This window comes from Ruegeria sp. CRTD044 (genome assembly GCF_059613485.1).
Map to the genome: position 1 here is coordinate 335337 of NZ_JBXWSP010000016.1, position 18006 is coordinate 353342.

19 protein-coding genes are annotated in these 18006 nt (G+C 61.7%); 10 read left to right on the forward strand and 9 right to left on the reverse strand.

What is annotated here, in order from left to right; genetic code table 11:
* The first annotated feature begins 106 nt into the window (after nucleotides 1-106).
* The 6 genes from AC2FNL_RS14030 to AC2FNL_RS14055 all read left to right on the forward strand — a co-directional run bounded on the left by AC2FNL_RS14030 (nucleotide 107) and on the right by AC2FNL_RS14055 (nucleotide 5220).
* Complete coding sequence (locus AC2FNL_RS14030) at nucleotides 107-1198, forward strand: DUF389 domain-containing protein (protein ID WP_496834018.1); 1092 nt, start codon at nucleotides 107-109, stop codon at nucleotides 1196-1198.
* An 84-nt stretch (nucleotides 1199-1282) separates the two neighbouring features.
* Nucleotides 1283-2158, forward strand: coding sequence for a TIGR01459 family HAD-type hydrolase (locus AC2FNL_RS14035; protein WP_496834019.1), 876 nt, complete (start codon nucleotides 1283-1285; stop codon nucleotides 2156-2158).
* Between the two features lie 101 nt (nucleotides 2159-2259).
* On the forward strand, nucleotides 2260-2703 hold the full coding sequence (locus tag AC2FNL_RS14040; protein ID WP_093964645.1) for a MaoC family dehydratase: 444 nt from the start codon (nucleotides 2260-2262) through the stop codon (nucleotides 2701-2703).
* 80 nt (nucleotides 2704-2783) lie between these two features.
* Nucleotides 2784-3716: a bifunctional riboflavin kinase/FAD synthetase gene (locus AC2FNL_RS14045; protein ID WP_496834020.1), complete on the forward strand. Its 933-nt coding sequence runs from the start codon at nucleotides 2784-2786 to the stop codon at nucleotides 3714-3716.
* Nucleotides 3713-4186: a YcgN family cysteine cluster protein gene (locus tag AC2FNL_RS14050; protein WP_480721843.1), complete on the forward strand. Its 474-nt coding sequence runs from the start codon at nucleotides 3713-3715 to the stop codon at nucleotides 4184-4186. Before AC2FNL_RS14045 ends, AC2FNL_RS14050 begins: the two co-directional genes overlap by 4 nt.
* Nucleotides 4186-5220 carry a threonine aldolase family protein gene (locus AC2FNL_RS14055; RefSeq protein ID WP_496834021.1) on the forward strand — a complete coding sequence of 345 codons (1035 nt, stop codon included), beginning with the start codon at nucleotides 4186-4188 and terminating at the stop codon, nucleotides 5218-5220. The genes AC2FNL_RS14050 and AC2FNL_RS14055 overlap by 1 nt, the downstream gene beginning before the upstream one ends.
* Here AC2FNL_RS14055 and AC2FNL_RS14060 read toward each other — a convergent pair.
* The gene (locus AC2FNL_RS14060; protein ID WP_496834022.1) at nucleotides 5217-6029 is read right to left on the reverse strand and encodes an alpha/beta fold hydrolase; all 813 of its coding nucleotides are present in this window, start codon (nucleotides 6027-6029) and stop codon (nucleotides 5217-5219) included. The genes AC2FNL_RS14055 and AC2FNL_RS14060 overlap by 4 nt on opposite strands.
* Nucleotides 6026-6628: a 2-hydroxychromene-2-carboxylate isomerase gene (locus AC2FNL_RS14065; RefSeq protein ID WP_170339957.1), complete on the reverse strand. Its 603-nt coding sequence runs from the start codon at nucleotides 6626-6628 to the stop codon at nucleotides 6026-6028. The genes AC2FNL_RS14060 and AC2FNL_RS14065 overlap by 4 nt, the downstream gene beginning before the upstream one ends.
* Before the next feature lie 107 nt (nucleotides 6629-6735).
* Between AC2FNL_RS14065 and AC2FNL_RS14070 the strand changes: the two genes are divergently transcribed.
* A complete protein-coding gene (locus AC2FNL_RS14070) occupies nucleotides 6736-7755 on the forward strand; it encodes a ribose-phosphate pyrophosphokinase (protein WP_093964640.1) in 1020 nt (339 codons plus the stop codon).
* A gap of 21 nt (nucleotides 7756-7776) precedes the next feature.
* Nucleotides 7777-8217 (forward strand): ribose 5-phosphate isomerase B, encoded by a 441-nt coding sequence (gene rpiB, locus AC2FNL_RS14075; protein ID WP_496834023.1) that lies wholly within the window; start codon nucleotides 7777-7779, stop codon nucleotides 8215-8217.
* Nucleotides 8218-8249: 32 nt separating this feature from the next.
* Here rpiB and AC2FNL_RS14080 read toward each other — a convergent pair whose 3' ends face one another.
* From AC2FNL_RS14080 to AC2FNL_RS14110, 7 genes are all read right to left on the reverse strand, one after another.
* Nucleotides 8250-8600 carry an H-type lectin domain-containing protein gene (locus AC2FNL_RS14080; RefSeq protein ID WP_496834024.1) on the reverse strand — a complete coding sequence of 117 codons (351 nt, stop codon included), beginning with the start codon at nucleotides 8598-8600 and terminating at the stop codon, nucleotides 8250-8252.
* A gap of 115 nt (nucleotides 8601-8715) precedes the next feature.
* Entirely contained in the window at nucleotides 8716-9126 is a 411-nt protein-coding gene (locus tag AC2FNL_RS14085) for a F0F1 ATP synthase subunit epsilon (protein ID WP_093964637.1), read from the reverse strand.
* A gap of 12 nt (nucleotides 9127-9138) precedes the next feature.
* Nucleotides 9139-10563 carry a F0F1 ATP synthase subunit beta gene (gene atpD / locus AC2FNL_RS14090; RefSeq protein ID WP_093964636.1) on the reverse strand — a complete coding sequence of 475 codons (1425 nt, stop codon included), beginning with the start codon at nucleotides 10561-10563 and terminating at the stop codon, nucleotides 9139-9141.
* Between the two features lie 20 nt (nucleotides 10564-10583).
* On the reverse strand, nucleotides 10584-11459 hold the full coding sequence (locus tag AC2FNL_RS14095) for a F0F1 ATP synthase subunit gamma (RefSeq protein ID WP_170420253.1): 876 nt from the start codon (nucleotides 11457-11459) through the stop codon (nucleotides 10584-10586).
* A 12-nt stretch (nucleotides 11460-11471) separates the two neighbouring features.
* Nucleotides 11472-13010 (reverse strand): F0F1 ATP synthase subunit alpha, encoded by a 1539-nt coding sequence (atpA, locus tag AC2FNL_RS14100; RefSeq protein ID WP_093964634.1) that lies wholly within the window; start codon nucleotides 13008-13010, stop codon nucleotides 11472-11474.
* Nucleotides 13011-13571: a F0F1 ATP synthase subunit delta gene (locus tag AC2FNL_RS14105; RefSeq protein WP_496834025.1), complete on the reverse strand. Its 561-nt coding sequence runs from the start codon at nucleotides 13569-13571 to the stop codon at nucleotides 13011-13013. It abuts the gene before it with no gap.
* 312 nt (nucleotides 13572-13883) lie between these two features.
* Nucleotides 13884-14618, reverse strand: coding sequence for a class I SAM-dependent methyltransferase (locus AC2FNL_RS14110; protein ID WP_496834026.1), 735 nt, complete (start codon nucleotides 14616-14618; stop codon nucleotides 13884-13886).
* A gap of 61 nt (nucleotides 14619-14679) precedes the next feature.
* Between AC2FNL_RS14110 and gloB the strand changes: the two genes are divergently transcribed.
* On the forward strand, nucleotides 14680-15447 hold the full coding sequence (gloB, locus tag AC2FNL_RS14115; RefSeq protein WP_496834027.1) for a hydroxyacylglutathione hydrolase: 768 nt from the start codon (nucleotides 14680-14682) through the stop codon (nucleotides 15445-15447).
* Between the two features lie 174 nt (nucleotides 15448-15621).
* A complete protein-coding gene (gene clpA, locus AC2FNL_RS14120) occupies nucleotides 15622-17946 on the forward strand; it encodes an ATP-dependent Clp protease ATP-binding subunit ClpA (protein WP_093964631.1) in 2325 nt (774 codons plus the stop codon).
* Nucleotides 17947-18006: the final 60 nt, after the last annotated feature.

Genomic DNA, 18006 nt, shown 5'->3' on the forward strand with positions numbered 1-18006 from the left:
CCGTTCACAGTTCAGCGAAAGGCGCCCTTAGCGGGCGCCTTTTTTGTTTGCGCGTCGAAAGGTTTGCCGGATGGCAAATCGTTGCTAGGCTGGACGCAGGGACAGGGTGGATCGGGACACGGTGGTCACACGGAAATACAGCACGACACGCAGCATTCTGCTGTTCGAAGGCGGCGACAGGCTTGCCTATTGGCGGCGCTTTGCCATGCTGCTGACCCTTTCCGTGATCATCGCAACCATGGGCCTTCTGCGGAACTCTGGCGCCGTGGTCATCGCCGCGATGTTGGTCGCGCCGCTGATGACACCAATTCTGGGCATTGCGGCTGCGATGGTCATGGGCTGGCTGAAACGCGCTTTCGTTCTGACCCTGACGGTCTGCATTGCGGCGGTACTGTGCGTTCTGATGGCCTGGATCCTGGTTTATCTGGCCGATGTCCCGCGCGGCACCCTGATCCCCGATCAGGTCTTGGCCCGCACCGACCCGGGCACCGAAGACCTGATCGTGGCGCTCGCGGCCGGCGTGGCCGGCGCATACGTCCAGATCAACAAGGCCGAACTGAGCCTGTTGCCCGGCGCCGCCATCGGCGTGTCTCTGGTTCCGCCATTGTCCGCGTCCGGGATCCTGCTGTATTTCGGCGAACCCGCCGACGCCTACGAGGCGGGTCTTTTGTTCGCGACCAACCTTGGCGCGATCGTTTTGTCGGCCTGCGCGGTCTATATCGTCTATGCCGCAAGGTCGGTTGCATTCGGCAAGGGCCGGCGCAAGCTCAACTTTACTGCCGGTGTGGTCATAACCATGGCGTTCCTGGCCTTCGTCGTGGTCCAGTTGGGCAAATCGACCTACAACCGTTACCTGGAAACCCGTACCGAGGCCGAGGTTGCGCAAGCGATCCGCGACTGGGCGGACCCGGTATCGGTCGAGATCATCCGCATCGACGTGAATGCCAAGCGCAAACGGGCCGAGGTTTGGGTGATCGTCGATCTGCCGCCCGAGGCGCAATTCAAGGTCTCGTCCGTTGCCGGGCTGTTGCCCGAGAGCCTGCGGGAAACGTCGTTGGTCGACGTCCTGCAGGATGAACTTGGCCCCGGCTATCTCGCCGTCATCCGGTACCAGACCCGCATCGGCGCGCAGGTCATTCTTGGCACCGAAACCGTGCAACAGGCCCCGGATGTCGAAAAGCTGAGCGACGAGGAATGACGACCTGCACCCGGCTGCCTCTGGTCAAGTGGGGCCAGCTTTGCCATAGGTGGCGCAACGCCGTTTCAACAGCCCGAGGCCCGCATGACCCAGATCATCTCCGCGCTTGACCAGATTTCCGACCGTTACAAGGCGCTGTTCGTGGATCTGTGGGGCTGCGTCCACAACGGCATTACCGCCTACCCCGAGGCTGTTGCCGCGTTGAAGGCCTATCGCGACCGAGGCGGCAAGGTGGTTCTGGTGACGAACTCTCCGAAGCCGCGTGCCGGGGTTGCGGAGCAGTTGAAACAGTTCAACGTCCCCGCAGTCTGCTACGACACCATCGCGACCAGTGGTGACTCGGCCCGATCCGCCATGTTCCGCGGAGCCGTGGGTGAGAAAGTCTATTTCATGGGTGAATGGGAACGCGACGCTGGGTTCTTTGAGCCGCTGAAAATACTGGACCACCCGATCCACATCGAACGCGTGCCGCTGGACCAGGCCGAGGGGATCGTCTGCTGTGGCCCGTTCGACCCGATGGCCGATCCGGCCGTGAATCGGCCGGACTTCCTGTATGCCAAGCAGAAAGGCCTGAAGCTGCTGTGCGCCAATCCCGATATCGTCGTCGATCGGGGCGAAATTCGGGAATGGTGCGCTGGTGCGCTGGCCAAGCTTTATACTGAAATGGGCGGCGAGAGCCTGTATTTCGGCAAACCACACCCGCCCATTTATGATCTGGCCCGGCGTCGCCTGCATGCGCTGGGAACGGACGTGCCGGATGACGAGATTCTGGCCATCGGCGACGGTCCGCATACCGACATCGCCGGCGGCATGGGAGAGGGAATTGATTCCCTGTTCATCAGCGGCGGTCTGGCCGCATCGGAAACAAAAACGTCGCACCAGCCGGATCCGGATGCTTTAAGCGATTATATTTCCAAGGAAAACATCAACCCAACCTATACGATCGGCCGTCTGCGCTAGGCAGAAAACGCTTGATTTTCTGCAGTTGCGAAGTAATAAAGTTGCCAACCTTGGGTCGTTGGTGATTTTTTGTTGCCGGACCGATGCATAGTGAGGGCAACATGTTGGACAATCTTCCGCGCGGAACGATCTGTATCGAAGACATAGAAATGGGCATGACCCGCTACCTGCGCAAAGTGGTGACGGACGAAGACATCGAGATGTTTGCCCAGGTCTCGACCGACCGGAACCCGGTGCATCTGGATGACGACTATGCCCGCGATACGATCTTCGAAGGGCGCATCGCCCACGGGATGCTGACCGCCGGTCTGATCTCGGCCGTGATCGGCGAACAACTTCCGGGCCATGGGACGGTCTACATGGGTCAGTCGCTGAAGTTCCTGGCGCCGGTCCGCCCCGGCGACATGGTCTATGCCGAGGTCAAGGTGATCGACATCGACTTCGCCAAGCGCCGGGTCAAGCTGGATTGCCATTGCGCGGTGGACGGCAAGAAAGTTCTGGTGGGCGAGGCGATGGTTTTGGCTCCATCACGGAAATTCGACTGACGGCAGGTTTTGACGCCCCACTGGACGCTGGTCCGGAACTGCCGCTTGAACCCGGCGGACAGTCCCGCTAGGCAAGCCCCATGCAGATCATCCGGGATTTCCAGTTTGTAGACCCAGAAGACCGCAGCGCCAGCGTTGCGATCGGGAATTTCGACGGCGTTCATATTGGCCACCAGTCGGTGATCGATCTGGCCCGGCAGGCATGCCCCGAGGCACCCTTGGGCGTTCTGACGTTCGAGCCGCACCCGCGCGAGTATTTCGCCCCCGATGCCCCGCCCTTTCGTCTGATGCGCGGCAATGCGCGTGCGCACCGGCTAGAGAAGCTGGGCGTGCAGAAGCTGTACGAACTGCCGTTCAACGCCGCGCTTGCCGGACTGACGCCCGAGGAATTCGCCACCAACGTGATCTGCAAAGGCTTGGGTCTGGCCCATGTGGTGATCGGGGCCGATTTCTGTTTCGGTAAAGGCCGCAGCGGCACCGCGCAGGACATGGTGCAGTTTGGCCAGCAGATGGGGTTCGGTGTCACCATCGCCCCATTGATGCAGCAATCCGATCACGTGGTCTCGTCCACCGCGATCCGGCAAGCCCTGAGCGACGGCCGCCCGCGGGACGCGGCGGCCATGCTGGGCCACTGGCACCGGATCGAAGGCGAGGTGATCGGCGGCGAACAGCGCGGCCGCGAATTGGGCTTTCCCACGGCCAATATGTCGATCGAAGGAATCCACCCGCCGAAATTCGGCGTCTACGCGGTTCTGGTCGACGTGCTGGATGGCCCGCATGCCGGCAGCTATCACGGTGCGGCCTCGGTCGGGGTGCGGCCGATGTTCCACGGCGAGGTGCCTAATATCGAAACCTTCCTGTTCGACTTCTCCGGCGATCTCTATGGTGCGACCCTCTCGGTTGGCCTGGTCGAATTTCTGCGCCCCGAGATGACCTTTGACGGCCTCGATGCTCTGATCGCCCAGATGACCGAAGACTGCGATCGCGCGCGCAAGATCCTGGCCGCGACATGAGCACGGATCCCATCGACCGCGCCGGGCTAGCCCCGCGTTTCTGGGAGCGCAAGCCCTTGCAAAAAATGAACCCGCGCGAATGGGAAGCCCTGTGCGACGGCTGCGGCAAATGCTGCCTGAACAAGCTTGAAGATGAGGACAGTGGCGAGGTTGCCCTGACCCGTGTCGCCTGCCGGCTGCTGGATGACGCGACCTGCCGCTGCACCCAGTATGACATCCGCCACCAGTTCGTACCGGAATGCATCGTCATGCGCCCGGACAACATACACGAACACGCCTACTGGTTGCCGCAGACCTGCGCCTACCGCCTGTTGTGGGAGGGCAAGCCCCTGTACGATTGGCACCCGTTGCTGTCAGGGTCGCCCGACAGCGTCCACGCCGCAGGCGTTTCGGTTCAGGGACTTACCGTTTCCGAATTCGAAACCCCCGAGGAAGAGTGGGAAGACTACATTATCGAGGAGCCAACCTGATGCATTTCGCCTCTGACAATTCCGGGCCCGTCCACCCCGAGGTACTGACCGCGCTGGCCGAGGCCAATCAGGGCTATCAGATGGCCTATGGCGCCGACGATCTGATGAACGAGGTGCGCGACCGGATCCGCGCCATCTTTGAGGCGCCCGGCGCGGCGGTCTATCTGGTGGCGACCGGAACGGCGGCAAACTCGCTGGCTCTGGCGACCCTGTCGCAGCCGTGGGAGACCGTATTCTGCTCGCCCGTCGCGCATATTCATGAGGACGAGTGCAACGCGCCCGAATTCTACACCGGCGCCAAGCTGACGCTGGTTCCGGGTGGCGACAAGATGCAGCCGGATGCACTGCGCCGCACCATCGCCGCCGAAGAGACACGCGGCGTGCATGGGCCACAACGCGGTCCGGTGTCGATCACACAGGTGACCGAGCGGGGCTCGGTCTACTCGCTGGCCGAGTTGCAGGCCCTGTGCGGGGTCGCCAAGGAGTTCGGCCTGCCCGTCCACATGGATGGCGCGCGGTTCACCAATGCGCTGGTCGCGCTGAATTGTTCCCCGGCCGAGATGACATGGAAGGCGGGTGTGGATGCGGTCAGCTTTGGCGGCACCAAGAACGGGCTGATGGGGGTCGAAGCGGTAGTCTTCTTCGACGAAAGCAAGGCCTGGGAGTTCGAGCTGCGCCGCAAGCGCGGGGCGCATCTGTTTTCCAAGCACCGGTATCTGTCGGCCCAGATGGCGGCCTATCTGCGCGATGATCTGTGGCTGCGCTCGGCCCGAAAGGCCAACGCCAACTGTGCGCGTCTGGCCGATGGGCTGCGGGCTGCGGGGGCGCAGTTCCTGCATAAACCCCAGGCCAACATCATCTTTGCCAGCTTTCCCCGCAGCCTGCACAAGCGGCTGCACGCGGCCGGTGCGGTTTATCACCTGTGGGGAGACTCGCTGGACGGCCCGGACGAGGACCAGATGCTGGCCTGCCGGTTCGTCTGCGACTGGTCGACTCCGACAGAAGAAATCGACCGGTTCCTGGCGCTGCTCTAGGCGCGCCAGAATGCGTCGATCTGCGCTGCCGTCTCGCCGGGGTGCGAGATGGGCAGCATATGCCCTGCCCCCTCGACAACGCTCTGCCGCGCGTCGGGCAAGCGGGCGCGCAGCCCGGCATTGACCACTGCCATGATCGGGTGCGAGGCCGATCCATGCAGCAGCAGGATCGGCATTTCGGCCCGCGTCATGGCCTGCGGGGCCAGCAGGCCGGTGGTGTCGCGGAACAGCGGCCCCTCGACCGCGCCGACCACGCCAACACCCCGGATCATCGCATTCCGGGTTCGCTCGGGCAGATCCGGCCAGCGCGGGCTGCGGTCGGTCGTGCCCCACATGCGGTTGAACAGACGCGCGGCCCGGGGCGCGTCGCCTTCGGCAAGGGCGACCTTGTAGGGCTGGGATTCGGCCGCGTGCTGCGCCGCAAGCGCTGGCGCGTCTTGGTGGGCGACCGCAAAGAACACCGGCTCGATCAGAACGGCGCTGCGCACAAGGTCCGGGTATTCGATGGCCAGCCGCAGGGCGACCATCGCACCGAAACTGTGCCCGATCACGTCCATCGGTTCGCTCAGCTGCGCCCGCGACAGGGCTGTGGTGAGGTCGAAGAAATCTCCCCGACCGTCCCAATCCGGGCTGCGCCCGTGCGACAGCATGTCGGGTGCAGTCAGTGTCGCCTGGTCGTCCAAAGCGGCCGCCAGACCGGACCACGCACCAGAATGCGCAATAGTGCAATGCAGCGCCAGCACCTTGCGAGCACCCGCCCCAAGAGTGCGAACGTGGACGGGCGGCAGCACGGCCTTGGCCACGGTCATGCCTTGAGCGTCGCCAGATGCTGGTCCAGATCGTCAAGCCGGTCCTGCCCCCAGAACCTTTGGTCATCTTGCGTGATGTAGAAAGGCGCGCCGAACACGCCGCGGTCCACCGCCTCTTCGAGGTTGGCGGCATAGGTCTCGGCCCCGACCAGCAGTCCGCTGTCGGCCAGCGCCGGATCAAAGCCCGCCCCGGCCAGACAGTCGCGGATCACGTCGTCCTGCGCGATGTCCTTGTCCTCGGCCCAGCAGGCGCGCAGAAAGGAATGGCACAGTTTGCCCACATCACCCGACCCATCCTGAATGGCTGCGATGATGGCGTATGAGGACGGCGCTGCGTTGGTCGGCCAATGTGCAGGTTGCAGGTTGAACGGCAGGCCCGTCTTCTTGGCCTGACGCACCAGTTCCTGCGCCCGGTATTCAATGCGCGACGGATGGCGGTCCTTGGGGGGCACGCCGCCGGTGCGCCCGAACAGCGCAATGATGTCGACCGGCTTGTAGGCGATGGTGGCGCCATGCTTGGCCGCAATCTCCTCCAGCCGCAGTCCGGCGAGATAGGAATAGGGCGACAGTGTCGCAAAAAAGTAGTCAATGTCGGCCATGTGCACTTTCTCCACCCAGTTATCTTTGCGGAACCGTAAGGCCATGCTAAGCGGTGTCAACATCACGAATCTGTCACATTGCCACTGCTGCCCGGGGACCTCAGCCGATGCCGACACATCACGAACCCAAGCTTATTGCTGGGAACGCAAACCTTCCGCTTGCCGAAACCATCGCGCGCCGCATGAGCCTGCACCGCGGCGTCAACCAGCGTCTGGTCGATGCGCGGGTCGAACGGTTCAACGATGGCGAGATCTTTGTCGAGGTTTTCGAGAATGTCCGCGGCGAGGACATGTTCATTATTCAGCCCACCTCGAACCCGGCCAACGACAACCTGATGGAGCTTCTGATCATCGCCGATGCGCTGCGTCGGTCCTCGGCGGCGCGGATCACCGCGGTTATCCCTTATTTCGGATACGCCCGCCAGGATCGCCGCACCAAGGCGCGCACCCCGATCAGCGCCAAGCTGGTGGCCAACATGCTGACCGGCGCCGGGATCGAACGCATCCTGACGATGGATCTGCATGCGGCACAGATCCAAGGGTTTTTCGACATGCCGGTCGACAACCTGTATGCCTCTCCGATCTTTGCGCTGGACGTGAAGGACCAGTTCCGCGACCAGATGGACGACCTGATGGTGGTTTCGCCCGACGTCGGCGGCGTGGCTCGCGCCCGCGAGTTGGCCAAGCGGATCAGCGCTCCTCTGTCGATCGTCGACAAACGACGTGAAAAAGCCGGGGAAGTGGCCGAGATGACCGTGATCGGCGACGTGAAGGACAAGATCTGCCTGATCGTCGACGACATTTGCGACACGGCCGGTACGCTGTGCAAGGCGGCGCAGGTGCTGATAGACAACGGCGCACGCGAGGTTCACTCGTACATCACTCATGGCGTCATGAGCGGCCCGGCCGTTGAACGCGTCTCGAACTCGGTGATGAAATCGCTTGTTCTGACCGACACGATCATGCCGACCGAAGACATCAAAAAGGCAAAGAATATCCGCACGGTGCCGACGGCCCCGATCTTCACACAGGCCATTCTGAACATCTGGCAGGGCACATCGGTTTCGTCGCTGTTCGAAGACAAGACCCTGATCCCGATCTACGAATCCCTGTACCACACCGACTGAAGAAACCGGAAAGCCATTCCCATGACCGCCAACAAACGTCTGGTTCTTTCCAGCGATCACGCTGCCATCGACCTGCGCAAGGAAATTGCCGCTTTTGCAGCAGCACAAGGCTGGGACGTTCTAGATCTCGGCCCTGACAGCCCCGAAAGCACGGATTACCCCAAGCACGGCAAAGCCGCCGCCGAGGCCGTCGTCTCGGGCGAGTGCCAATTGGGCATTGTCCTGTGCGGCACGGGGCAGGGTATCATGATGGCTGCAAACAAGGTTCCGGGCATCCGCTGCGGCGTCTGTTCGGATGCGTTCTCCGCCCGCATGATCCGCCAGCACAATGACGCCAACATGCTGTCGATCGGCGCGCGTGTTGTTGGCACTGGATTGGCGCTGGATATTGTCGATGCCTTTCTGAGCACCGAATTCGAAGGCGGCCGGCACGCGAAACGCGTGGCAATGATCGAGCCCTAGATCATTACAAAGGACCCGCTGGGAACGGCGGGTCAGGAAATATCCCAGTCGTCCTCGTGGGCCACTTCCCCGATCGCGGTCCATGCCACGCGGATCCGGGCGATACGTGTGTCCGACCATGTCCGGAACACCGCGTCAAAGCCCGTGGTTGTAACATTTTCGGACAGCAGCTCGGCACGCAAGGCCGATGAGGTATCGACATCCCACAAGGACACTCCAATCTGCACGACGGGCGGGGTGCGGAAGGGTTGGCTGAAGGTGACGGGCCGGCGTCGTTCCCGCGGCCCCTCGCCCGTCCACATGTCTCCGCCATCTGCGAATTCCGAGAACAGAACCTCTTCACCTCGGTCAATTCCGATGGGGTGGGTCAAGAATATCTTCATTGCGCATCAATTCCTATGAATTTCCGCAACTTATCCTGACCTTTCGGCGAAATCACGACAAAAAAACGGCCCCGCAGCAGCAGGGCCGTTTCCAATTCTGACAGTGCATCGGCCGTTACAGGCTCATATGCGTTCCCAGCGCTTCCATGTCGGCCAGCAGCTTGGCCGCCTCGTCGACAATGGTCTGTTCGCCGTTTTCCTTCGCCGCCTCGTGCGAGGCACGGGCCTCGGCAATCAGCTCGTCCAGATGGGAGCGGGTCACTTCGTCAACCGGGATGGCCTTTTCGGCCAGTACCGACAGGGCATCGCCGTTGATCTGGGCAAACCCGCCGGTGACCAGGTATTCGCTGGACCCTTCGGGCGCTTCGACCTTCAGGATGCCCGGACGCAGCGTGGTAATGGTGGGGGCATGATCGGGCATCGCCGTCATGTCCCCGTCCGCGCCGGGAATCTGGACCGCGCTGGCCTGAAGCGAAGCAAGGCTCCGCTCCGGGCTGACGAGGTCGAATTGCATCGTGTTTGCCATCGGGGATACTCCTTAGGCAGCTGCTGCGGCCATCTTCTCGGCTTTGGCGATCACTTCGTCGATGCCGCCAACCATCAGGAAGGCCGCTTCGGGCAGGTGGTCGAATTCGCCGGCCACGACACGCTCGAACGAGTCGATAGTGACTTCCAGCGGAACCTGAACACCCGGCGAACCGGTGAAGACCTCGGCCACGTCGAACGGCTGCGACAGGAAGCGCTCGATCTTACGGGCACGGGCCACGGTCAGCTTGTCCTCTTCCGACAGTTCGTCCATGCCGAGGATGGCGATGATGTCCTGCAGCGACTTGTAGCGCTGGAGGATCTGCTGAACGTCTGTCGCAACCTTGTAGTGACGCTCGCCGACGATGGCCGGGTCAAGCAGGCGCGAGGTCGAGTCGAGCGGGTCCACGGCCGGGTAGATACCCTTTTCCGAGATCGCACGGTTCAGAACGGTGGTTGCGTCGAGGTGCGCGAACGAGGTTGCCGGCGCGGGGTCGGTCAGGTCGTCCGCAGGCACGTAGATCGCCTGCACCGAGGTGATCGAGCCCTTCTTGGTCGAGGTGATGCGTTCCTGCAGAGCGCCCATGTCGGTGGCCAGCGTCGGCTGGTAGCCCACGGCCGAAGGAATACGACCGAGCAGAGCCGACACTTCGGAGCCCGCCTGCGTGAAGCGGAAGATGTTGTCGACGAAGAACAGAACGTCGGTACCGGACTGGTCGCGGAACTGCTCGGCCAGGGTCAGACCGGTCAGAGCAACACGGGCACGCGCCCCCGGAGGTTCGTTCATCTGACCGTAGACCAGGGCCACTTGGCTTTCCGACAGGTTGTCGGGCTTGATGACGTTCGATTCGATCATCTCGTGGTACAGGTCGTTGCCTTCACGGGTCCGTTCACCAACACCGGCGAACACCGAGAAGCCCGAGTGCACTTTCGCGATGTTGTTGATCAGTTCCATGATCAGAACGGTCTTGCCCACGCCGGCGCCGCCGAACAGGCCGATCTTGCCGCCTTTGGCGTAGGGGGCCAGCAGGTCAACGACCTTGATGCCGGTGACCAGGATTTCCGACTCGGTCGACTGTTCGTCGAACTCGGGCGCGGGCTGGTGGATGGCACGGGTTTCAGTCGCTTCGACCGGGCCTTTTTCGTCGATCGGCTCGCCGACAACGTTCAGGATGCGGCCCAGGGTGGCGTTGCCAACCGGAACCGAGATCGGTGCGCCGGTGTCGACAACATCCGCGCCACGGACCAGACCTTCGGTCGCGTCCATCGCGATGGTCCGGACGGTGTTTTCACCCAAGTGCTGGGCAACTTCCAGCACCAGGCGCTTGCCGTTGTTTTCAGTTTCAAGTGCGTTCAGAATTTCAGGCAACTGATCTTCGAAGTGCACGTCGACGACGGCCCCGATGATCTGTGTGACTTTGCCTTTTGCATTCGCCATGTTTCGTCTCCGGTTTGTCTCTACAGCGCTTCGGCGCCGGAAATAATTTCAATCAGCTCGTTGGTGATCACGGCCTGACGTGAGCGGTTGAACTGGATCGTCAGCTTGTCGATCATCTCGCCCGCGTTGCGCGTCGCGTTGTCCATCGCGGACATCCGTGCACCCTGTTCCGAGGCCCCGTTTTCAAGCAGAGCCGAGAAGATCGCCGTGGCGACCCCCTTGGGCAGCAATTCGGCCAGGATGGCCTCTTCGCTGGGCTCGTAATCGAACACGGCGCCGCTGTCGTCCCCTTCGGTCTCCTCGAACGAGGCGGGGATGATCTGCTGGGCCGTCGGGATCTGGGTCACGACGTTCTGGAACTTCGCGTAGAAGATCGTGGCAACGTCGAACTCGCCCGCGTCGAAACGCGACAGGATGTCCTTTGCGATGTCCTGCGCATTGGCATAGCCGATACGCTTGACCTCGCTCAGGTCGATGTGACCGACGAACAGATCACCATAGTCACGCTTGAGCGCGTCGCGGCCTTTCTTGCCGACGGTCAGGATCTTGACCGTCTTGCCCTTGCCGCGAAGCTCATCTGCCTTGGCGCGAGCCAACTTGGAGATGTTCGAGTTGAAGCCGCCGCAGAGCCCACGCTCGGCCGTCATGACGACCAGAAGGTGAACATCGTCGCTGCCGGTGCCGCGCAGCAGCTTGGGGGCGCTGTCGCTGCCCCCGACCGATGCTGCCAGCCCTGCCATCACGGCATTGAACCGCTCGGCATAGGGGCGCGAGGCTTCGGCAGACTCCTGGGCGCGGCGCAATTTTGCAGCCGCGACCATCTGCATGGCCTTGGTGATCTTGCGGGTCGATTTGACCGACTCGATCCTGTTTTTAAGGTCCTTTAGACTTGGCATCGCCGCGTCTCCTTAAGCGAAGGTTGCGGCGTATTCGTCCAGCGCAGCCTTGATCTTGTCGGCAGCCTCGCCCTTGATCTTGGGATCTTCGTCGGTGATCCACTGCAGCAGATCGGCATGCTTGCCGCGCAGATGCGCCAGCAGACCGGCCTCATAGCGGCCAACGTCCGAAACGTCGATCTTGTCGAGATAGCCGTTGGTGCCGGCGAAGATCACGCATACGATTTCCGCGTTGGTCAGCGGCGAGTACTGCGGCTGTTTCATCAGCTCGGTCAGACGCGCACCACGGTTCAGCAGCTGCTGGGTCGCGGCGTCGAGGTCCGAACCAAACTGCGCGAACGCAGCCATTTCGCGGTACTGTGCCAATTCCAGTTTCACCGGACCGGCAACCGACTTCATCGCGTTGGTCTGAGCCGACGAACCCACACGCGAAACCGACAGACCGGTGTTCACGGCGGGGCGGATGCCCTGATAGAACAGCTCGGTTTCCAGGAAGATCTGGCCGTCGGTGATCGAGATCACGTTGGTCGGAATAAAGGCCGACACGTCGCCGCCCTGGGTTTCGATGACCGGCAGAGCGGTCAGCGAACCGGCGCCGAAGTCTTCGTTCAGCTTGGCCGAACGCTCCAGCAGGCGCGAGTGCAGGTAGAAAACGTCACCCGGATAGGCTTCGCGGCCCGGCGGACGGCGCAGCAGCAGCGACATCTGACGATAGGCGACGGCCTGTTTCGACAGGTCATCGTAGATGATCAGAGCGTGGCGGCCGTTGTCGCGGAAGTACTCGGCCATTGCGGTTGCGGCATAAGGTGCCAGGAACTGCATCGGCGCCGGGTCGGACGCGGTCGCGGCCACGACGATCGAGTATTCGATTGCGCCGGATTCTTCCAGTTTCTTCACCAGCTGAGCCACGGTCGAACGCTTCTGGCCGATGGCCACGTAGACGCAGTACAGCTTCTTCGATTCATCGTCGCCGGCGGCTTCGTTGTAGACCTTCTGGTTCAGGATCGTGTCCAGAGCCACGGCGGTCTTGCCGGTCTGACGGTCGCCGATGATCAGCTCACGCTGGCCACGGCCGATCGGGATCATCGCGTCAACCGACTTCAGGCCGGTCGCCATCGGCTCGTGCACCGACTTACGCGGGATGATGCCCGGCGCCTTGACGTCTGCGACGCCGCGCTGCTTGGCATTGATCGGGCCTTTGCCGTCCAGCGGGTTGCCCAGACCGTCAACAACACGGCCCAGCAGTTCGTCCCCGATCGGAACGTCCACGATCGAGTTGGTGCGCTTGACGGTGTCACCTTCCTTGATGTCACGGTCCGAGCCGAAGATCACGACACCGACGTTGTCGGCTTCGAGGTTCAGCGCCATGCCCATGATGCCGCCGGGGAACTCGACCATCTCACCCGCCTGCACATTGTCCAGGCCGTAAACACGGGCAATACCGTCACCGACGCTCAGCACGCGGCCGATTTCGGCCACCTCTGCTTCTTGACCAAAATTCTTGATCTGGTCTTTCAGGATTGCAGAAATCTCTGCGGCTTGGATACCCATTTATCCGACCTCTTTCATTGCATTCTGTAGGGAGTTGAGCTTGGAGCGGATCGAACTGTCGATCATCTGCGAGCCCACTTTGACGACAAGACCACCGATGAGGCTTTCATCGACGGTCGCATTGATGGTCACGTCCTTGCCTACGCGCTCGGACAGTGTCTTGGACAGTTTTTCCAGCTGGGTCTTGGTCAGCGCCTTGGCCGAGGCAACTTCGGCAGTCACTTCGCCGCGCTCGTCGGCCAGCATTTCGCGCAGAACCTTGATCAGCTGCGGCAGCACGAACAGACGGCGCTTCTGCGCCATCAGAGCCAGCGTGTTGCGCATGATCGGGTGCAGGCCCATCTTGTCGGCCACGGCAGTGATGGCCGCCTGCTGGTCGGCCCGAGAGATCAGCGGCGAAGAGATCACCTCGCGCAGGTCCACGCTTTCACTCAATGCAGCCGAAAGGTCATTGATGCCGGTTTCCAGACCTGCAAGGTCCTTGTTCTCTTTTGCGATCTCGAAGATCGCCGTTGCATAGCGCTTGGCTATGCCCGTCGAAATCGAAGCTGGTTCGGACACGTCCACCCTTCCGATATTTTGGGCCCCGATTTCGCGTGCGGCAGCTGAACCGGGGGCGTGAGGAAACCCCGTCCTGAAAGGGCGGGGATCAAAATCACCGGGGATGTAGCAGAGCCTAAGCCACCTAGCAATATGTTATGCCGGGCTCAGGTTTATCCACAAAATCTTTCTTTTCAATTGGTTACGGAAACTGCGACGGTTTGAACCCATTCGCCGGCGTGAAAAATGTTACCAAGTTGCCTGTTTTTGCGATTCCTGTGGCCTTTTTCCCTCATGTTTCCGGGGATCCCGCGCTCGTGGATGCGCGCCGGTTCACGCCGGCTTCAACAATCCGTCCAGCGCTTTGATGGGGCGTTTTTCGGCATCCTTGGTCACGCTGCCGCGTGGTGGCCGGACAAGCTTGCTGGCTTCGACCATCAGAACACCACCGGCCATGATGGTCGGGATCCGCTGCCCCGTCTTTTCGATCAACCCACCCGAGCGCAGCCAGAACCGCCGGAAGGAGGGCGGCAGGTAAAGCGCGGAACAGTGCATCTCGGGTACGAAATGATGTGCGCGCAGCTGGTTCTCCAATTGCGTTGCCGAATACGGATGTCCGTAGCCAAAGGGCGTTCGGTCCGTTCGGGACCAAAGCCCGGCCCGATTGGGAACGACAAACACCGCCCGACCGCCGGGCCCAAGAACACGCCAGCACTCTTCAAGCAGTTGACTGGGCCGTTCCGAGGTCTCGAGCCCGTGCATGACCACCAGCTTGTCCACATGACCGGTTTCGATCGGCCACTGGGTTTCCTCGGTCAGCACCGATACATTCTGCATACCGGCGGGCCAAGGCATCACCCCTTGCGGTCCGGGCATCAGGCCGATGACACGCCGCGCGTCAGCAAGATAAGGGCGCAACAGAGGCACCGCAAAGCCGAATCCGGCCACCGTCTGGCCCTTGGCCTCGGGCCACAGTTCGATCAGCCGGCCACGAATGGCAGCCTGCGCCGCACGCCCCAGCGTGCTGCGGTAATAGAAGTTCCTAAGATCCTGCACATCAAGATGCATTGCAGATCCCCGGTCGATCGGCTTAGCTGAGCGCAGTTTAGCAACGAAAGGGCAAAAGGCCATGCCTCTTGAGATCGTCACCATCCCCTGCCTTTCCGACAACTATGCTTTTCTGGCACATGACCCGGCAAGCGGACAGACGGCCCTGGTCGACGCCCCGGAGGCCGGGCCAATTCTGGCCGAATTGACCGCACGCGGCTGGCGCCTGAGCCATGTCCTTCTGACCCATCACCACTGGGATCACGTCGACGGCTTGCCGGGCATCCTCGAGCAGCACCCAGCACAGGTGATTGGTGCGGCGGCCGACGCTCACCGGCTTCCTCCCCTAGACAAACAGGTCGCCGACGGAGACCGGTTCGAGATTGGGGGCGAACCTGTCGAGGTCCTGGATGTCTCGGGGCATACGGTGGGACATGTGGCCTATTATTTGCCGCAAAGTGCGGTGGTGTTCACGGCCGACAGCCTGATGGCGCTGGGATGCGGGCGCTTGTTCGAAGGCGACGCGAAGAAAATGTGGACCTCGCTTTCGAAACTCGCTGCTTTGCCCGACGAGACGTCGGTCTGCTCGGGTCACGAATACACCCAGTCAAACGCCCGGTTTGCGGTGACCATTGATCCTGACAACACAGCGCTGCTGCAACGAGTGCATGAGATCGATCAGGCAAGGGCAGAGGGCCGCGCGACCGTGCCGTCAAATCTGGGCGAGGAAAAGGCGACCAATCCGTTCCTGCGCGCCACTGATCCCAAGATTCAGGCGCAGCTTGGAATGGTGGGGGCTGACCCGGTCGCGGTTTTTGCCGAGATCCGGGGTAGAAAAGACCGCTTCTGATGCCTAATTGGTCTTCTTCACGGCCACGGTCACATTAAATGTGACTGTCAAGTGAAAGAAAACCCTTGAAGCCGCGCCATGATCAACCAAACTCTAATAGTATGAGGTCATGGTTGGGATGGGGATCCGGCCAATACTCGAACCCCTCCCGGCCCAATACAGAGGAGCACCCGCGTGCCTTCATTCTCGAGCACACTGGAACAAGCCATTCACGCGGCCCTGGCTGCTGCAAACGAACGGCGTCACGAATTCGCAACGCTGGAGCATCTGCTGCTGGCGCTGCTGGAAGAACCCGATGCGGTGCGCGTCATGAAGGCGTGTAGCGTGGATCTAGACGAATTGCGCAGCTCTCTCGTCGAGTTCATCGACGAGGATTTGTCCAATCTGGTAACAGACATCGACGGGTCCGAAGCCGTACCGACAGCCGCGTTCCAGCGTGTTATACAGCGCGCCGCGATTCATGTGCAAAGCTCGGGCCGGACCGAGGTGACCGGGGCGAATGTTCTGGTGGCCATCTTTGCCGAACGGGAAAGCAACGCGGCATACTTCCTGCAAGAGCAGGACATGACGCGTTATGACGCGGTGAATTTCATCGCCCACGGCGTCGCCAAAGACCCGGCATTTGGTGAAAATCGTCCGGTGACCGGCGCCGATCAGGGTGAAGAGGAAGCGCAGAACGCCTCCGGTGACGCCGACCAGAAGGAAAGCGCGTTGGGCAAGTATTGCGTGGACCTGAACGCCAAGTCCCGCGCCGGCGATGTAGACCCTCTGATCGGTCGCGCCGACGAGGTCGAGCGGTGCATCCAAGTTCTGTGCCGCCGCCGCAAGAACAACCCGCTGCTGGTGGGTGATCCGGGCGTGGGCAAGACGGCGATTGCGGAAGGCCTGGCCTACAAGATCGTTCAGGGCGACGCGCCCGAGGTTCTGTCGAACACGACCATCTATTCGCTGGACATGGGCGCATTGCTGGCCGGCACGCGCTATCGCGGCGATTTCGAAGAACGGCTCAAGGCCGTGGTGACCGAGCTTGAGGATCACCCCGACGCCGTGCTGTTCATCGATGAGATTCACACCGTGATCGGTGCGGGTGCAACTTCGGGCGGCGCCATGGATGCCTCGAACCTGCTGAAGCCTGCGTTGCAGGGCGGCAAGCTGCGCACCATGGGCTCGACCACCTACAAAGAGTTCCGCCAGCATTTCGAGAAGGACCGCGCGCTGTCGCGTCGGTTCCAGAAGATCGACGTGAACGAACCCTCGGTCGAGGACAGCGTGAAGATTCTACGCGGTCTCAAGCCCTATTTCGAAGAGCATCACGACATCAAATACACCGCCGACGCGATCAAGACCGCGGTCGAGCTGTCTGCGCGTTACATCAACGACCGCAAGCTGCCCGACAAGGCGATCGACGTGATCGACGAGGCCGGTGCGGCCCAGCATCTGGTCGCGGAAAGCAAGCGGCGCAAAACCATCGGCGTTAAGGAGATCGAGGCCGTGGTGGCCAAGATCGCGCGCATTCCGCCCAAGAACGTCACCAAGGACGATGCAGAGGTTCTGAAGGACCTTGAGAACTCGTTGAAACGGGTGGTGTTCGGGCAGGACCAGGCAATCGAGGCTCTGTCCAGCGCAATCAAGCTGGCGCGGGCCGGTCTGCGCGAGCCGGAAAAACCGATCGGCAACTACCTGTTCGCTGGCCCGACCGGTGTGGGCAAAACCGAAGTCGCCAAGCAACTGGCCGATACGCTCGGCGTGGAACTGCTGCGCTTCGACATGTCGGAATACATGGAGAAACACGCGGTCAGCCGTCTGATCGGTGCGCCTCCAGGCTATGTCGGATTTGATCAGGGCGGACTGCTGACCGATGGCGTCGACCAGCACCCGCATTGCGTGCTGCTGCTGGACGAGATCGAGAAGGCCCACCCTGATGTGTTCAACATCCTGCTGCAGGTGATGGACCACGGCGAACTGACCGATCACAACGGCCGCACGGTGAATTTCCGCAACGTGGTGTTGATCATGACCTCGAACGCAGGTGCGCAGGAACAGGCCAAGGCCGCAATCGGCTTTGCCCGCGACCGGCGTGAGGGTGAAGATACCGCCGCAATCGAACGGATGTTTACGCCTGAATTCCGCAACCGTTTGGACGCGGTAATCTCGTTCGCGCCGCTGCCCAAAGAGGTCATCCTGCAAGTGGTCGAAAAATTCGTCCTGCAGCTTGAGGCGCAACTGCTGGATCGTGGCGTGACCATCGACCTGACTCCGAAAGCCGCCGAGTGGCTGGCCGACAAGGGGTATGACGACAAGATGGGCGCACGGCCGCTGGGCCGGGTCATCCAGGAACACATCAAGAAACCGTTGGCCGAAGAACTGCTGTTCGGAAAGCTGGCCAAGGGCGGTGTTGTGCGGGTCTCGGTCAAGAAAGGCGATCTGGATCTCGAGATTGTCGGCCCCGACAATCCGCGGATCTCGGGCGACAAGCCGCCGCTGCTCACCGCGGATTAGAGTTCGATCCAATCAAACAAGTCTCATCGCCCGGCAGCCAGTTCTGCCGGGCGATTTCGT

What these genes read in the sequence shown, in the direction of transcription:
- AC2FNL_RS14035 (WP_496834019.1), top strand. Translation starts at nt 1,283, where the DNA reads ATGACCCAGATCATCTCCGCGCTTGACCAGATTTCCGACCGTTACAAG.
- AC2FNL_RS14040 (WP_093964645.1), top strand. Translation starts at nt 2,260, where the DNA reads ATGTTGGACAATCTTCCGCGCGGAACGATCTGTATCGAAGACATAGAA.
- AC2FNL_RS14045 (WP_496834020.1), top strand. Translation starts at nt 2,784, where the DNA reads ATGCAGATCATCCGGGATTTCCAGTTTGTAGACCCAGAAGACCGCAGC.
- AC2FNL_RS14050 (WP_480721843.1), top strand. Translation starts at nt 3,713, where the DNA reads ATGAGCACGGATCCCATCGACCGCGCCGGGCTAGCCCCGCGTTTCTGG.
- AC2FNL_RS14055 (WP_496834021.1), top strand. Translation starts at nt 4,186, where the DNA reads ATGCATTTCGCCTCTGACAATTCCGGGCCCGTCCACCCCGAGGTACTG.
- AC2FNL_RS14060 (WP_496834022.1), bottom strand. Translation starts at nt 6,029, where the DNA reads ATGACCGTGGCCAAGGCCGTGCTGCCGCCCGTCCACGTTCGCACTCTT.
- AC2FNL_RS14065 (WP_170339957.1), bottom strand. Translation starts at nt 6,628, where the DNA reads ATGGCCGACATTGACTACTTTTTTGCGACACTGTCGCCCTATTCCTAT.
- AC2FNL_RS14070 (WP_093964640.1), top strand. Translation starts at nt 6,736, where the DNA reads ATGCCGACACATCACGAACCCAAGCTTATTGCTGGGAACGCAAACCTT.
- rpiB (WP_496834023.1), top strand. Translation starts at nt 7,777, where the DNA reads ATGACCGCCAACAAACGTCTGGTTCTTTCCAGCGATCACGCTGCCATC.
- AC2FNL_RS14080 (WP_496834024.1), bottom strand. Translation starts at nt 8,600, where the DNA reads ATGAAGATATTCTTGACCCACCCCATCGGAATTGACCGAGGTGAAGAG.
- AC2FNL_RS14085 (WP_093964637.1), bottom strand. Translation starts at nt 9,126, where the DNA reads ATGGCAAACACGATGCAATTCGACCTCGTCAGCCCGGAGCGGAGCCTT.
- atpD (WP_093964636.1), bottom strand. Translation starts at nt 10,563, where the DNA reads ATGGCGAATGCAAAAGGCAAAGTCACACAGATCATCGGGGCCGTCGTC.
- AC2FNL_RS14095 (WP_170420253.1), bottom strand. Translation starts at nt 11,459, where the DNA reads ATGCCAAGTCTAAAGGACCTTAAAAACAGGATCGAGTCGGTCAAATCG.
- atpA (WP_093964634.1), bottom strand. Translation starts at nt 13,010, where the DNA reads ATGGGTATCCAAGCCGCAGAGATTTCTGCAATCCTGAAAGACCAGATC.
- AC2FNL_RS14110 (WP_496834026.1), bottom strand. Translation starts at nt 14,618, where the DNA reads ATGCATCTTGATGTGCAGGATCTTAGGAACTTCTATTACCGCAGCACG.
- gloB (WP_496834027.1), top strand. Translation starts at nt 14,680, where the DNA reads ATGCCTCTTGAGATCGTCACCATCCCCTGCCTTTCCGACAACTATGCT.